The sequence below is a fragment of the Saccharopolyspora indica genome, from assembly GCF_027853965.1.
GTDB classification, from domain to species: Bacteria; Actinomycetota; Actinomycetes; order Mycobacteriales; family Pseudonocardiaceae; genus Saccharopolyspora; species Saccharopolyspora indica.
The window spans coordinates 69,242-84,213 of sequence record NZ_JAQGLB010000021.1; the positions used below are offsets into that span (position 1 = coordinate 69,242).

Sequence of the window (14,972 nt, forward strand, 5' to 3'; positions counted from 1 at the left end):
GGGATTCCGGTGCGGCGGAGAGGACGGTCATGGCCGAGGCGTACATCATCGACGCGGTGCGGACCCCGGTGGGCAAGCGCGGCGGCGGACTCAGCGGGATCCATCCCGCCGACCTCTCCGCGCACGTGCTGCGCAGCCTGCTGGCCCGCACCGGGGTCGACCCGGCAGCCGTGGAGGACGTCGTGTGGGGCTGCGTCGACTCGGTCGGCGCGCAGGCGGGCAACATCGGGCGGACCGGTTGGCTGGCCGCGGGATTCCCCGAGCACGTGCCCGGCGTGACCGTCGACCGGCAGTGCGGCTCTTCGCAGCAGGCGGTGCACTTCGCCGCGCAGGCGGTGCTCAGCGGCACCTCGGACCTGGTGATCGCCGGTGGCGTGCAGAACATGAGCGCGATCCCGATCGGCAGCGCGCTGCGGGGCGCGGCGGAGCTGGGATTCCCCATCGCCTACGGGCCGGGCTCCGGGTCGACCGGTTGGCAGGAGCGCTACGGCGACGAGGAGGTCACGCAGTTCCGCGGCGCGGAGCTGATGGCCGAGAAGTGGCAGATCTCCCGCGACGACATGGAGGAGTTCGCGCTGCGCAGCCACCGCCGAGCGGTGGAGGCGATCGACGCGGGCCGCTTCGCCGGGGAGCTGGCGCCGCTGGCCGGAGTCGAGCACGACGAGGGGCCGCGCCGCGACACCAGCAAGGAGAAGCTCGAAGGGCTCAAGCTGCTGCGCGAAGGAGGCCGGCTCACCGCCGGCGTGGCCAGCCAGATCTCCGACGGCGCTGCCGCGCTGCTGATCGCCTCGGAACGCGCGGTCGCCGAGCACGGGTTGCGGCCGCGGGCGCGCGTGCACCACATGAGCGTGCGCGGCGACGACCCGGTTTTCATGCTGTCGGCACCGATTCCGGCGACCAAGCACGCGCTGGCCAAGACGGGCCTGAGCGCGTCGGACATCGACGTGGTGGAGATCAACGAGGCGTTCGCCAGCGTGGTCCTGGCCTGGCTCAAGGAGATCGACGTCGATCCGGCCGTGGTCAACCCCAACGGCGGCGCGATCGCGCTCGGCCACCCGCTGGGCGCCACCGGCGCGAAGCTGATGACGACCCTGCTGTCCGAACTGGAGCGCACCGGCGGCCGCTACGGCCTCCAGACGATGTGCGAAGGCGGCGGCACGGCCAACGTCACCATCGTCGAACGCCTCTGAACGCAGAGATTTTCGCGGTGAAGGGCACCTTTTAGCAGCATAGTTGCCTAAAGGTGCCCTTCACGCCGGTATCGGTCGAGTGAGGGGAGTGACGTGGCGATCAATCGCGAGTTCGTCGGGCACGAGTTCAGCGCGGGTGTGGCGTACGAGGTGACGCGCGGCAAGATCCGGGAGTTCGCCGAGGCGATCGGAGATCCGAACCCGGCTTATCGGAGTGCGCAAGCCGCGCGGGAGCTGGGGCATCCGGACGTGATCGCGCCGCCCACCTTCGGGATCGTGGCGGCCGGGGCGGCGGCGGAGAGCAATCCGATCCGGCGGCCCGAGTTCGGGCTGAACATGCGGCTGGTGGTGCACGGCGAGCAGGAGTTCCGCTACGAGCGGCCGATCCGCGCCGGCGACGTGCTCACCGCGACCGGGCGGATCGCGGAGATCCGCGACGCCGGGAAGAACGAGCTGGTGCGGGTGGAGACCGAGATCCGCGACGCGGGCGGCGATCTGGTGTGCACCGCGGTCAACGTGATCGTGTCGCGGGGGACCGCGGCCGGGGCGGGGGAGTGACGATGGCGATCCCGAGCTACGACGAGGTGGCGGTCGGCACCGAGATCGGCCCCGAGCGCTACCCGATCCAGCGGCTGACGCTGGTGAAGTACTGCGGGGCTTCCGGGGACTTCAACGTGATCCACTGGAACGAGCGGATCGCCCGGCAGGCAGGGCTGCCGGACGTGATCGCGCACGGCATGCTCACCATGGCCGAGGCGGCCCGGCTGGTCACCGACTGGGCGGGCGATCCCGGCGCGGTGCGCGAGTACGGCGTCCGCTTCGCCAAGCCGGTGGTGGTTCCCGACGACGACACCGGGGTGGAGGTCCTGGTCACCGGCAGGGTGGCGGAGAAGCTGCCGGACCGGAAGGTGGCGGTGGAACTCACGGCCACCTGCGGGGACGTGGAGGTGCTGGCCAAGGCGCGGGCGGTCGTCCAGCTGATGTGATCAGCCACTGTGGACGAAAGGCGGCGGCGGGCAGGCTACGGGGAGAGAGCCTGCCCGCCGCCGCAGCACCGGGTTCGGGGTCCCGGGTTCAGGGGGCCGGTCAGTAGGTCACTGCTGACCCGAGCCGATGAAACCGACGTAGAGCAGGCTGTTCGTCGACCCCGAGCCGGGGTTGGTCACCTTGCCCTGCGTTCCGTTGCTCACCAGCGCCTGGGCGACCTGGGCCGGCGTGGCCGACGGGTTCGCGGTCAGGTACAGCGCCGTCGCGCCCGCCACGTGCGGGGTGGCCATCGAAGTTCCGCTCATCGCTCCGGTGCCACCGCCGTTGGTGGTCGAGGTGATGTTCGTGCCCGGAGCGAAGATGTCCGTGCAGCTGCCGTAGTTCGAGAACGTCGAGCGGCTGTCCCTGCTGTCGGTCGCATTGACCGTGATCGCGGACGAGACGCGGGCCGGCGAGGTGTTGCACGCATTGGTGCTGTCGTTTCCCGAGGCCACCGCGAAGGTGACACCGGCCTGGATCGCCCGTTGCACCGCGCTGTCGAGCGAGCTGTTGGCCGGGCCGCCGAGGCTCATGTTCGCCACCGCGGGCTTGGTCGCGTTGCGCGCCACCCAGTCCACCCCGGAGATGATCTGCGAGTACTGGCCGGAGCCCTGGCAGTCGAGCACGCGCACGCTGACCAGCTTCACCTCCTTGGCCACGCCGTAGGTCTTCGAACCGACGGTGCCCGCCACGTGGGTGCCGTGCCCCTGGCAGTCCGAGGCGTCGCCGTCGTTGTCGATGAAGTCGTAGCCGTCGGTGGCCCGGCCCTCGAAGTCGGGGTGGCGCTTGTCCACACCGGTGTCGAGGATGTAGGCGGTCGCCCCGGAACCGGTGTTGGGATAGGTGTAGGTGCTGTCCAGCGGGAGGTTCTGCTGGTCGATCCGGTCCAGGCCCCACGTCGCGTTCTGCTGGGTGCCGCTGATCCGGGCGATGCCGTCCTGCTGCACGTACGCGACCGAATCGTCGGCTGCCAACCGCTCGGCGGCCGCCTCGTCGAGCTGCACGGCGAAGCCGCGGATCGTCGAGGTGTAGGTCGCGGTCACCGTCCCGCCGTAGGAGTCGGCGAGCCGGGTCGCGGTGCTGGTGGTGGCGGACGCGCTCGCCACCTCGTCCTTCAGCACCACGATGTAGCTGTCGGCGACCGGTTCTGCGGTGGGGCGGATCTCCCCGGTGGGCTCCGCCGCGGCGGCCGGTGCGGCGATCATCGCCGCGGCCAGCGCACCCGCGCCCAGCGCGGTGGTCAGCCGGATCTTGCGGTCGTGTCGCATCTGCTTGCTCCCTTGCAAGTCGTGCGGCTGTCGACAGAAGTTGGTGACGCACAGCCACTGCAAACACGATCGGTTGGTGACCACACGGTGATCAATCCGTGTTTCAGTACGTAGGGATACCAGTCTTTCGGTGAAGGGAGAGTCCGTGGCGCGCACCCCGAGACCTGCCCGCACGCAGATCCGCACCAGTTCGCCGGTGCTCGTAGGACGTGGTGAACAGCTCGCGTCGTTGCAGGCGCTGGCCGCTCTGCACCCAGCGGTGGCGCTGATCGAGGGCGAGGCCGGGGTGGGCAAGAGCAGGCTGGTCAGGGAAGTGCTCGCCGGTGATCTGGGGCCGACCACGCCGCTGGTCGGGCACTGCCGCCAAGTGGGTGAACCGTTCCCGTACGGCGCGGTGCTCGAAGCGCTGCGCAGCGCGCGCCCGGGGCCTGCGGCGCTGAGCCCGGTGACCGGCGTGCTCGGGCCGCTGCTGCCGGAGATCGCCGAACACCTGCCCGCTCCGCCGGAACCGCTCGGCGACCCGCGCGCCGAACGGCACCGGCTGTTCCGCGCGGTGCGCGAGCTGCTGAGCTCGCTGGGACCGCTGCTGCTGGTGATCGAGGACTTGCAGTGGGCCGACGACGGAACCCGCCAGCTGCTGCGGTTCCTGATGGGCGATCCGCCCGCGAACCTGACCACCGCGGTCACCTACCGGCGCGAGGACGTGCCGGGCGGGCTGCCGCTGGGCGTCGCCTACCGGCCGCCCAACGGCGTGGTCAGCGTGGTGCTGCCGCTGGATCCGCTGGGTGTGGACGAAGTCCGCGCGCTGACCTCGGCGATCCTCGGCGAGGACCGGGTGTCGGCGCAGTTCGCCGCGCGGCTGCACGAGCGGACCGCCGGGATCCCCTTCGTCGTGGAGGAAACCCTGCGGGCGCTGCGCAACCGCGGCGGTGCGGTGCGGACCGACGGCGCCGCCGCGCGAAGGCTGCTCGACACGGTGGAAGTCCCCGTGCTGCTGCGGGATGCGATGGCCGAACGCCTCGCGACGCTGCCGACCGCGGCGACCAGGCTCGTCAAAGCGGCTGCGGTGCTGGGTGTCCCGGTGACCGCGGAGCTCCTCGGCGCGGTCGCCGGAGTGCCCGAGCCGCGGCTGCGCACCGCGCTGACGCACGCGCTGAGCGGCCACGTGCTGCACGAGCAGGACGGCGGCACCTACGGATTCCGCCATTCCCTCGCCATGCAAGCGGTCTACGACACCATCGGCGGCCCGGACCGGGTCTACCTGCACGCGCGCGCGATCGACGTGCTGGACCGGGTCGAGCCCAAGCCGCTGCACCAGCTCGCCGATCACAGCGAACGCGCCGGGCGGGTGGCCGACTGGCTGTCCTACGGGGAAGCGGCCGCCGACCGCGCTGCGGCGCTGGGCGATGCCGCCACCACCACGGCGCTGCTCCAGCGGTTGCTGAAGGAGCAGAGCCTGCCCGCCGAGCACGTCGACCGGCTGGCGATCAAGCTGGGCAAGATCGCGCACACCGGGCTGGACCAGCGCGATCCCAGCGAAACCTTGGAAGGTCTGCTCAACGACCAGCGGCTGTCCACCTCCGCGCGCGGAGAAGTCCGCCTCTACCTGGGATTGCTGCTGCTGCGGCAGGCCGGTGGGCTGGCGACGGCGCGCGCGGAGATCGAGCGGGCGCTCAACGACCTGTCCGCGCGCCCGGACCTGGCGGCCCGGGGCGCTTCGGTGCTCGCGCTGGCCTACGTGGGCCAGACGTCGCTGGCCGAGCTCCGGCCCTGGCAGGCGCGGCTCACCGAGTACCGGCGGGAAGCGCGCGGCGAGCTGCGGTTGTCCCTGCTGGCCAACGAGTTCTGCTCGCGCATGCACGTCGGGGATCCCACCGTGCTGCGCTCGCTCGACGAGCTGCCGGAGCAGGTGAGCACCGTCGGCGAGCAACACCACCTCGCCCGGCTGCGCTCCAACCTCGGCGACGCGTGCGCGTGGACCGGGCACCTGCGGCTGGCCGGTGAGCTGCTGCGCGAAGGCGTGCGGTTGGCCACCGCGTGCGGCGCGACCTTCGTGGTCAGCACGGCCAGGTCGACGCAAGCGCGGCTGGACTGGTTCACCGGCGAGTGGGGCGATCTCGCGGAACGCTCGACCCGGATGCTCGACGAGTACCGCGACCTGTTCCCGGTGACCAGCGAGCTGAGCCTGGTGCTGGGTTCGCTCGCCGTGACCCGCGGCGAGTGGGCGGCCGCGACCAGCCACTTCACCGAGACCGGGGCGTTCGCGCCGGAGGAGGCGATCAGCCCGGTCGGCATCGCGGGCTGCGCGGGACTGGCGTGGAACCTGCTGTCGCAGGACGAGCCGGCCCGCGCCTGCGCGGACGTGGACCGCGGCCTGGACTTCCTGCGGCGGAAGGGGGTCTGGGCGTGGATCGGCGAGCTGGGGCCGGTGGCGGTCGCGGTGTACCTGGCGGCGGGCCGCGAGGCGGACGCGCAGCGGCTGGTGGCGGAGATGGCCGACCGGATCGCCGGGCTGGACGTGCCGATCGCGGTGGCCGCGCTGACCCAGTGCCGCGGTCGCCTGGCCGAACACCGCGGCGAACTCGCCGAAGCGGTGGCGCACTACCGGGCCGCGACCGAGCGGTACGAAGAGCTGCCCGCGCCCTACTACGCGGCCACGGTCGCCGAACGCGCGGCGACCTGCCTGCTCACCACCGAGCACGCGGCGGCGACGGCGCAGCTGTCCCACCTGGTCGACGTGTTCGACCAGCTCGGAGCCACGCGCGACGCGGCGCGGTGCAGGCACCTGCTGCGCGGCGCGGGCGGCGGCAAGCCCTCCCGCCGCGGCCGCCGCGGCTACGGCGACGAGCTGTCACCGCGCGAGGAAGAGGTGGCGCGCCTGCTCGCCAGCGGCCACACGAACCGCGAGATCGCCGAGATCCTCTTCCTGTCCCCGCGCACGGTCGAGCAGCACGCGGCCAGAGTCCTGCGCAAGCTCGGCGTCCGCTCCCGAACCCAGCTGCGGCTCTAGTCCAGGAGTCGCCGGGTGGCCAGCTCCAGGACTTCCAGGCGGGTGCGCTCGCCGTGGTCGGCGGCGATGATGCTCTTGGCGACCGCCAGCGAGAAGGCGATCATGCTGCGGGCCTCCACTTCGTCGTCGTCGGGGCAGAACGTGCGGAACTGCGAGCGCGCGTAGTCCATCCGCCGGTTGTCCACGCGGCGCAGGCGCTCGGCGACGGCGGCGTCGCGCCGGGCCCAGTCGCGGACGGCGAGGTCGATCGGCACGATCTCGTCGGAGAAGGTGAGCGCACCGGCCAGCTGCACCCTCGCCCGCGCGTCCCCGCACTCGTCCTCGACCTGCTCGATCACCTCGTCGATGCTCATCCGCTCCCAGGTGTCGAGCATCGCTTCCAGCAGCGCGCCGCGGTCGGCGAAGTGCCAGTAGAAGCTGCCCCTGGTGGCGCCGAGGGTCTTGGCCAGCGGATCGATCCGGACGGCTTCCGGGCCACCTGCGGCGAGGGCCCGCAGGCCTGCCTCGATCCACTTGGCGGGCGGTGTTCGGGTGGGCGGTGCCATCGGTCTCTCCTGTTCTCGCGTGCGGTGTTGACTCTGCCACCGATGGTTCCTAATCTCATCCGTACAGCGCTGTACGGATGAGATGCGTCCAGCCGCATTGGAGGAGTTCCCATGTCCGACTCCGCAAGTCCGGTCGAGGCGCGCGAGGTCGCGGTGCCGCCCGATCTCCGCACGTTCAGCGAGCTCGCCCGGATCGACTACGAGAACGCCGTGCTCGCCGAGTTCTCCGCTGCCGGGAACCGCTCCGCGGAGCAGTGGGTCCGGGCGATCTTGGAGCAGGCCCCGGCCGAGCTGCGCCGAGCGCTCCTGTCGGGCTGGTCCGGCATGGGCCTGCGGCTCGGGCCGCTGGATGACGCACAGCACGTGCTCGGCTGGCTGATCCAGCGCAGCACGCCGGACGAGGTCGTGCTCAGCACGAGCTCCGAGGCGGGGTTGCACGGCGAACTGTTCGTCCGGCGTCGGCCGGATTCGCTGCTGTACGGGAGTTTCATCCAGCTGGACACCGGTGCGGTGCGCGACATGTGGAACTCGGTGGTGCACGAGCACACGCCTGCGATGTGCCAGCTGCTCGCTGGTGCCGTCAACCGGCCGTGAGCGGTTCGGGGCGCTATGGCACCCCGAAGCGCTCACGGCAGGAGAGCGGCGCGGTGGTGTTGCGGGGTGCCGAAGAGGTGCTTGGCCGCGTGGGCCCGCTTCAGGTGGAGGTGGGCTTCGTGCTCCCAGGTGATGCCGATGCCGCCGTGGAGCTGGACGCCTTCCGCCGCGATCTGCGAGTACGCGTCGCCGCAGGCTGATTTGGCCATCGACGCCAGCTCGCTCGCTCGATCGTCCTGAGTGGACACCGCCCAGCTCGCCGCGTACGACAGCGAGCGGGCCGACTCGATCGCCGCGTAGCAGTCGGCGAGGCGGTGCTTGATGGCTTGGAACGAGCCGATGGGGCGGCCGAACTGCTTGCGGATCTTGGTGTACTCCACGGTCTCCTGCAGCCAGCGCTGCGCCGCTCCGATCTGCTCGGCGGCGATCGCGGCCGCCGCCACGTCCGCCATCCGCCGCAGCGGCGCCCGGCCGATGAACCTCGCCGGCGTGCCGGCGAGGCGGACCTCGCCCATCCGCCGGGTGAGGTCCACGGGAACCGATGGAGTCACGGTGGATCCCGGGAGCGCCTCGAACAGCGAGGCTTCGCCATCGGCCATCGCCACGACCAGCAGCACGTCCGCCTGAGCGGCGTCGAGCACCAGAGTCTTGTGCCCGGTCAGCAACCAGCCGGTGCCCCGGGGGCGGGCAGTGGTGGCGAAAGTGGCGGCATGCCAAGGGGAATTCGGTTCCGCCCAGGACAGGGCGGCGATCTGCTCGCCGTCGGCGATCGCCGGGAGCAGCCGAGCGCAAGCGCCGGTGTTGCCGGTCGCCAGCAGCGCTTGCGCGCTGAGCACGGTGCTGCCGAGGAACGGGTTGGACACCAGGCGGCGTCCGAGCTCCTCGACGACGATCAGGGTTTCCAGCAGGGTGGCCCCGACTCCGCCGTGCTCCTCGGCAACGGCCAGGCCGTGCGCACCGATCTCGCCGAGCTGCTTCCACAGCGCCGTGTCGTACCCCGGATCCGGCTCCTCCGGAGCCGGGACGACCGGGCCGCCGTGACGGTCGAGCAGCTTGCGCACGGTGCGGCGCAGCTCCTCCTGCTCCTCGGTGAAAGCGAAGCGCACAGTTCCTCCTGCCGAGCGAGGTGGCGGTCAATTTCGTACGAAATTGACACCGCGCCGGGTGACGGGTCAGGTGCCGATGGGGGTGAGGTCGGTGGACAGGGCGGTGGCGACGCGGAGGCGGTGCCAGGCCGGGGTGCCCCAGGAGGTGCGCAGCGCCGTCGCCTTGGTGAGCCACAGGTGCAGGTCGTGCTCCGCTGTGTAGCCGATCGCGCCGTGCACCTGCAGCGCGGTTCGCGCGGCTGCCTGGGCGGCCTCGCCCGCGGCGATCTTGGCCGCGGAGACGTCGCGGGAGCCGCGCGGGCCGTCGATCGACAGGCAGGCGCCGCGGATCAGCGGGCGGACGAACTCCAGCTTGAGCAGCACGTTCGCCAGGTGGTGCTTGACGGCCTGGAACTCGCCGACCGGGCGGCCGAACTGGTGCCGCTGCTTGACGTACTCGGTGGAGATGTCCAGCAGTCGCCACCCGAGGCCGAACAGGTAGGCGGCGCTGCCCAGCACGCCGTGGTCGAAGGCGGAGTCGAGGTCGGCATCGACGGGCTCGGCCGTGGTGTGCTCGACGGTGAACAGCCTGCGGGCCGGGTCGAAGGACTCGTGCTGCTGCAACCGGATTCCGCCCAGCCTGCGCACGCCGTCGCCGTCGCAGCGGAACACCGCGCCCGCCTGGTCCGCGTCGAGCGCGTGGGGCAGGTGACCGGCCACGATCGCCGTTCCGACGGTCCGGCCCTCCGCCAGCTCCGCCAGCCACGGCGATCCCGGCAGCAAGCGCGGCAGGAACGCCAGCGACTCGATGAGCGGCCCGGGCAGCGCCGCGTACCCGAACTGCTCCAGGCACAGCGCCAGCTCGACCGCGCCGAGCTCCAGCCCGCCCTGCTCCTGCGGCACGGTGAGCCCGGTGACGCCGACCTCGGCGAGATCCCGCCACACCTGCCACCACGCGGCGGTCTCGCCGCCCGCCCACGCGCGGGCGATCTTCGCCGTGTCGGCGTCGGCGAGCAGGTCCCGCAAGGTGTCGGCCATGTCCTGCTGCTCGCGGTCCGGTGCGAACCTCATCGCGACCCCCTCGGCAGCCCGAGCAGGCGCTCGGCCGCCACGTTGCGCTGGATTTCGTTGGTCCCCGCGTAGATCGGCCCGGCCAGCGAGAACAGGTGGCCCTCGACCCACGGCGACACCTCGGCGGCGGGGCCCAGCAGGTCCCACGCCGTCTCGTGCATCGCGATGTCCAGCTCGGACCAGAACAGCTTGTTCAGGCTGGCCTCCGCGCCGAGCTCACCGCCGCCGGAGATCTTGGCGACGGTCTCGAAGGTGGCCAGCCGGTAGGCCTGGGCCGCGATCCACGCGTCCACCACCCGGTCGTCGTCCAGCGCGCCCGGGAGCTCGGTGAGCCGTTGCGCGGTGGCGAGGAACCGGCCGGGGCTGCGCAGCGTCAGGCCGCGCTCGTTGCTCGCGGTGCTCATCGCCACCCGCCAGCCCGCGCCGACCTCGCCGAGCACGTCCTGATCCGGCACGAACACCTCGTCCAGGAACAGCTCGGCGAAGGCGGGCTTGCCGTCGATCCGGCCGATCGGCCGCACGGTGACCCCGTCGGCGTCCAGCGGGAACAGGAAGTAGGTCAGCCCGCGGTGCCGCTGCGCATCGGGATCGCTGCGGAACAGCCCGAAGGCGATGTCGGCGAAGGCGGCGCGGGAGCTCCACGTCTTCTGCCCGGACAGCAGCCAGCCGCCGTCCACGCGCCGCGCGGTGGAGCGGATCCCGGCGAGGTCGCTGCCCGCTTCCGGCTCCGACCACGCCTGCGCCCAGATGTCGGTGCCTGCCGCCATCCGCGGCAGGTAGCGCTGCTGCTGGTCCGGCGTGCCGTGCTCGAACAGCGTCGGGGCCAGCAGGAAGATCCCGTTCTGGCTGACCCGGCCGGGCGCGCCCGCGGCGTAGTACTCCTCCTCGAACAGCACCCACTGCAGCAGCGACGCGCCGCGCCCGCCGAACTCCTCCGGCCACGACACCACCGACAGCCGGGCCTCGTGCAGCTCCTGCTCCCAGCGCCGGTGCGCGGCGAAGCCCGCTTCGGTCTCCAGCGAGGGCAGCGGTTCGCGGGGGACGTGCTCGCGCAGCCAGTCGCGCACCTCGTCGCGGAATTCCAGGTCTGCGGCGGAAAGATCGAGGTCCACTGTGCTCACTCCGGCTTCTGCGCGGCCTGCTTCATGCTGCGCGCGTTCATGCCGCCGAGCGAGTCCTCGCCCACCTCGGCGTTGTGGGCGTGCGCGAAGTGGTGCAGCCCGAAGGCCGAATCCATCCCGCTCTGCAGGCCCATCAGGTCCTCGGCCTGGTTGATCGCCTTCTTCGTCAGCGAGAGGCCGAACCCGGGCATCTGGGCGATGTTCGCGGCCAGCTCCAGCGTGCTGCTCGCCAGCTCCTCGCGCGGGACCACCCGGTTGACCATGCCGACCTCGTAGGCGCGCTGCGCGGGCATCCGCCCGCCGGTGAACAGGAACTCCTTGGCGATCCGCGGCCCGAGCACCCAGGGGTGGGCGAAGTACTCGACGCCGGGAATTCCCATCCGCACCACCGGATCCGCGAAGAACGCGTCCTCGCTGGCCACGATCAGGTCGCACACCCAGGCCAGCATCAGCCCACCCGCCACGCACGCGCCCTGCACCGAGGCGATCGCGGGCTTGGGCATCTCCCGCCACCGGCGGCACATGCCCAGGTAGACCTCCTGCTCGCGGGCGAAGCGCGACTCGCCGCCGGTGTGCCGGGTGTGGTCCCACCACAGGCCGGCCCGGCGCGGGTAGCTGACGTCGATGTCGCGCTCCGGCGAGCCGATGTCGTGGCCGGCGGAGAAGTGCTTGCCCGCTCCGGCCAGCACGATCACCTTGACCTCGTCGTCCTCGCAGGCCCGGTAGAAGGCGTCGTCGAGGGCGTAGGTCATCACGGAGTTCTGCGCGTTGCGGTAGTCCGGGCGGTTCATCGTCACCACGGCGACCTGGTCCCGGCGCTCGTAGGTCACGACCGCTTGCTCTGCTGCCATCGGCGCTCCTCGCTCGGCGTTGCGGTTGCGGCAGCTCGAAGATAGCCGAACAAGCAAGTGCTTGGTAGAGTCCCGATCGCGGCGCCGCGACCGCGGTGGTGCGGGAGGCGGTCGGTTTCCGGCGAAATCGGCCTACGTGGCTCGGTTCCTGCAGGTGGTGGCCCGTGAGTACTTTGGGGTGCTATAGCCCCTCAAAGTACTCACGGGTCCTGACCAGTGGAAACGGAGCATCACCGCAGAGCCGCGTCGAGCGAGGAGGGTGCGTGGACCTCACCGACAACGCCGCGGAAGCGGCCTTCCGCCGCGAAGTGCGGGACTGGCTCGGCGAGCACCTGACGGGCGAGTTCGCCGCGGCCCGCGGGCTCGGCGGGCCCGGCAGCGAGCACGAGGGCTTCGACGTGCGGCTGGCCTGGGACCGGCTGCTGGCCGAGCACGGCTGGACCTGCCTCGGCTGGCCCCGCGAGTTCGGCGGCCGCGAGGCCACCGTGCAGCAGCAGGTGATCTTCCACGAGGAGTACGCGCGGGCCAACGCGCCGGTGCGGGTCGGCCACATCGGCGAGGAGCTGCTCGGCCCCACGCTGATGGCCTTCGGCAGTCCCGAGCAGCAGCGCCGGTTCCTGCCCGGGATCGTCGGCGTCCGCGAGCTGTGGTGCCAGGGCTACTCCGAGCCCGGCGCCGGTTCCGACCTGGCCGGGGTCGCCACCACCGCGCACCTCGACGGCGACCAGTGGGTGCTCAACGGGCAGAAGGTGTGGACCTCGATGGCGCACCTGGCGGACTGGTGCTTCGTGCTGGCGCGCACCGATCCCGGGCAGCAGCGCCACCGCGGCCTGTCCTACCTGCTGGTGCCGATGGACCAGCCCGGCGTGCGGGTGCGGCCGATCGTGCAGCTGACCGGCACCTCGGAGTTCAACGAGGTGTTCTTCGACGACGCCCGCACAGATGCCGCCAACGTGGTCGGCGAGGTGGGCGCGGGCTGGCAGGTCGCGATGGGCACCCTCGGGTTCGAGCGCGGCATCGGCACCGTCGACCAGCAGGTCACCTTCCGCCGGGAGCTGGCCGGGATCGTCGAGCTGGCGCGGGAGAACGGCGCCATCGACGATCCGGTGCTGCGCGATCGCATCGCCAGGGCCCAGGTCGACCTGGAGGCGCTGCGCTGCACGGTGTTCCGCACCCTGGGCTCCGACGGCCCGCCGGGCGCGGAGTCCTCGGTGGTGAAGCTGCTGTGGTCCACCCTGCACCGCGAACTCGGCGAGCTGGCGATGGACGTGGCAGGCGCCGGTGGTCTGCTGGCCGAGCGCGGACCCTACGAGCTCGACGCCTGGCAGCGGCTGTTCCTGTTCACCCGGGCCGACACGATCTACGGCGGCTCCAACGAGATCCAGCGCAACATCATCGCCGAGCGCGTCCTCGGCCTCCCGCGGGAGAGCCGGCCGTGACCGCACCAGGGGAGAAGATCTGGGATAACACCCCCAGGACCGAGCCCTCCTCAACCGCACCTCAGGGGACCGTGATGCAACCCAGCCACAAGAAACCGCACAACGCAAGAACGACACCAAACGCAACCACCACTGAAAAACGCGGAGAGGCGGGACTGTGACCACCACTGAAAATCACGGAGAGGCGGACAGCATGACCGCACCGCCCGCACACGGGCTGCTCACCGGCAAGACCGCGGTGGTCACCGCCGCCGCAGGCACCGGGATCGGCTCCGCCGTGGCCCGCCGGATGCTGGAGGAGGGCGCGCAGGTGCTGATCAGCGACCGGCACGAGCGCCGCCTGGAGGCCACCCGTGCCGAACTCGCGCAGCTGCCCGGCGCGAAGGTCACCGCGGTGCCCTGCGACGTCACCGACGAGTCCCAGGTGCAGCGCATGTTCGACGCCGCCACCAGCGCATTCGGGCAGGTCGACGTGGTGGTGAACAACGCGGGCCTCGGCGGCACCGCCTCCATCCTGGAGATGACCGACGAGCAGTGGGACAAGGTCCTCGACGTCACGCTGAACGGCACCTTCCGCTGCACCCGCGCGGCGGTGCGGCTGTTCCGCGACCAGGGCAACGCCGGGGTGGTGGTCAACAACGCCTCGGTGGTCGGCTGGCGCGCGCAGGCCGGTCAGGCGCACTACGCGGCGGCCAAAGCGGGCGTGATGGCTCTGACCCGCTGCGCGGCGCTGGACGCGGCGGCGCTGGGCGTGCGCATCAACGCCGTGGCGCCGAGCCTGGTGATGCACGAGAACCTGGCGAAGGTGACCTCCGACGAGCTGCTGACCGAGCTCACCGGGCGCGAGGCCTTCGGCCGCTCCGCGCAGCCGTGGGAGGTGGCCAACGTGATCGTCTTCCTGGCCAGCGACTACTCGACCTACCTGACCGGCGAGGTCATCTCGGTCAGCAACCAGCACCCCTGACCCCACGAGCTGCGAGAACACCCGCCGCGCCAGGGCGGTGGTCAATTTCGTACGAAATTGACCGGCACCCGGGTGAACGTCGATTTCGTACGAAATCGACCGCTCCCCGGGTGACGGGGACACCTCCGTGGGGCTCGATGAGGACGGCTTTGAGAGGATTGTGCCGTGGTATCGACCAAGCGCTTGTCCAGCCGGAACCGCCCCGCGCGGGAGTCCGGTTCCGAACGGCGTGCCGAGCTGCTGGCCATCGCCGCCGAGCTGTTCGCCACCCGCGGGTTCCTCGCCACCACGGTGCGCGACATCGCCGACGCCGCGGGCATCCTCTCCGGCAGCCTGTACCACCACTTCGACTCCAAGGAGTCGATGGTCGACGAGATCCTGCGCGCCTTCCTGGACGACCAGCGCCGCACCAACGAGCAGGTGCTGCGGGAGGCCCCCGACCCGCGCACCGCGATCACCGAGCTGGTCCGGCAGTCCTTCGCCGCGATGCAGAAGCACCGCGCGGCCATCGCGATCTTCCAGAACGAGTCGAAGTACCTCGAACAGCTGGAGCGCTTCGACTACCTGACGCAGGCGGCCAACGACTTCGAGCGCACCTGGATCCGGGTGCTCCAGGACGGCCAGCGCGCCGGGGTCTTCCGCGCCGACCTCAACGTCAAGCTGGCCTACCGGTTCATCCGCGACATGGTGTGGACGACGGTGCACTGGTACAACCCGCGCGGCAAGCTCACCTCCTCGGCCATCGCGGACCAGTACGTCAAGATCCTCTGCGAGGGGATCGCAGAACCGGAGAAGCCGTAGGTTTCCA

The 14,972-nt window shown here is 71.4% G+C and carries 14 protein-coding genes; 8 read left to right on the forward strand and 6 right to left on the reverse strand.

All coding sequences use genetic code 11. The annotated features are described in order from the left end of the window. The first annotated feature begins 29 nt into the window (after positions 1-29). From OU416_RS32705 to OU416_RS32715, 3 genes are all read left to right on the forward strand, one after another. The gene (locus OU416_RS32705) at positions 30-1,190 is read left to right on the forward strand and encodes an acetyl-CoA C-acetyltransferase (protein WP_270930924.1); all 1,161 of its coding nucleotides are present in this window, start codon (positions 30-32) and stop codon (positions 1,188-1,190) included. Between the two features lie 93 nt (positions 1,191-1,283). Continuing rightward, a complete protein-coding gene (locus tag OU416_RS32710) occupies positions 1,284-1,748 on the forward strand; it encodes a MaoC family dehydratase N-terminal domain-containing protein (RefSeq protein ID WP_270930925.1) in 465 nt (154 codons plus the stop codon). Between the two features lie 2 nt (positions 1,749-1,750). Beyond that, entirely contained in the window at positions 1,751-2,176 is a 426-nt protein-coding gene (locus tag OU416_RS32715) for a MaoC family dehydratase (RefSeq protein WP_270930926.1), read from the forward strand. A 108-nt stretch (positions 2,177-2,284) separates the two neighbouring features. Here the strand turns inward: OU416_RS32715 and OU416_RS32720 are convergent, their stop codons facing one another. Further along, positions 2,285-3,484, reverse strand: a complete 1,200-nt coding sequence (locus OU416_RS32720) for a S8 family peptidase (protein WP_270930927.1) — start codon at positions 3,482-3,484, stop codon at positions 2,285-2,287. A 145-nt stretch (positions 3,485-3,629) separates the two neighbouring features. On the opposite strand from OU416_RS32720, the gene OU416_RS32725 reads away from it, so the two are divergent. Then, a complete protein-coding gene (locus OU416_RS32725; RefSeq protein WP_270930928.1) occupies positions 3,630-6,494 on the forward strand; it encodes an ATP-binding protein in 2,865 nt (954 codons plus the stop codon). Here the strand turns inward: OU416_RS32725 and OU416_RS32730 are convergent. Next, on the reverse strand, positions 6,491-7,039 hold the full coding sequence (locus OU416_RS32730) for a TetR/AcrR family transcriptional regulator (RefSeq protein ID WP_270930929.1): 549 nt from the start codon (positions 7,037-7,039) through the stop codon (positions 6,491-6,493). The genes OU416_RS32725 and OU416_RS32730 overlap by 4 nt on opposite strands. Positions 7,040-7,150: 111 nt before the next feature. Here OU416_RS32730 and OU416_RS32735 point away from each other — a divergent pair, with 111 nt between their 5' ends. Then, positions 7,151-7,633 carry a hypothetical protein gene (locus tag OU416_RS32735; RefSeq protein WP_270930930.1) on the forward strand — a complete coding sequence of 161 codons (483 nt, stop codon included), beginning with the start codon at positions 7,151-7,153 and terminating at the stop codon, positions 7,631-7,633. 32 nt (positions 7,634-7,665) lie between these two features. Here the strand turns inward: OU416_RS32735 and OU416_RS32740 are convergent, their stop codons facing one another. From OU416_RS32740 to OU416_RS32755, 4 genes are all read right to left on the reverse strand, one after another. Then, positions 7,666-8,739: an acyl-CoA dehydrogenase family protein gene (locus OU416_RS32740; protein WP_270930931.1), complete on the reverse strand. Its 1,074-nt coding sequence runs from the start codon at positions 8,737-8,739 to the stop codon at positions 7,666-7,668. Between the two features lie 66 nt (positions 8,740-8,805). Beyond that, entirely contained in the window at positions 8,806-9,789 is a 984-nt protein-coding gene (locus OU416_RS32745; protein ID WP_270930932.1) for an acyl-CoA dehydrogenase family protein, read from the reverse strand. After that, the gene (locus OU416_RS32750; protein ID WP_270930989.1) at positions 9,786-10,901 is read right to left on the reverse strand and encodes an acyl-CoA dehydrogenase family protein; all 1,116 of its coding nucleotides are present in this window, start codon (positions 10,899-10,901) and stop codon (positions 9,786-9,788) included. The genes OU416_RS32745 and OU416_RS32750 overlap by 4 nt, the downstream gene beginning before the upstream one ends. A gap of 5 nt (positions 10,902-10,906) precedes the next feature. Continuing rightward, on the reverse strand, positions 10,907-11,761 hold the full coding sequence (locus tag OU416_RS32755) for an enoyl-CoA hydratase (RefSeq protein ID WP_270930933.1): 855 nt from the start codon (positions 11,759-11,761) through the stop codon (positions 10,907-10,909). 263 nt (positions 11,762-12,024) lie between these two features. Between OU416_RS32755 and OU416_RS32760 the strand changes: the two genes are divergently transcribed. The 3 genes from OU416_RS32760 (at position 12,025) to OU416_RS32770 (ending at position 14,965) form a co-directional block, all read left to right on the forward strand. After that, positions 12,025-13,200 carry an acyl-CoA dehydrogenase family protein gene (locus tag OU416_RS32760; protein WP_270930934.1) on the forward strand — a complete coding sequence of 392 codons (1,176 nt, stop codon included), beginning with the start codon at positions 12,025-12,027 and terminating at the stop codon, positions 13,198-13,200. A gap of 193 nt (positions 13,201-13,393) precedes the next feature. Next, positions 13,394-14,164 (forward strand): SDR family oxidoreductase, encoded by a 771-nt coding sequence (locus OU416_RS32765; protein ID WP_270930935.1) that lies wholly within the window; start codon positions 13,394-13,396, stop codon positions 14,162-14,164. Between the two features lie 165 nt (positions 14,165-14,329). After that, on the forward strand, positions 14,330-14,965 hold the full coding sequence (locus OU416_RS32770) for a TetR/AcrR family transcriptional regulator (protein WP_270930936.1): 636 nt from the start codon (positions 14,330-14,332) through the stop codon (positions 14,963-14,965). Positions 14,966-14,972: the final 7 nt, after the last annotated feature.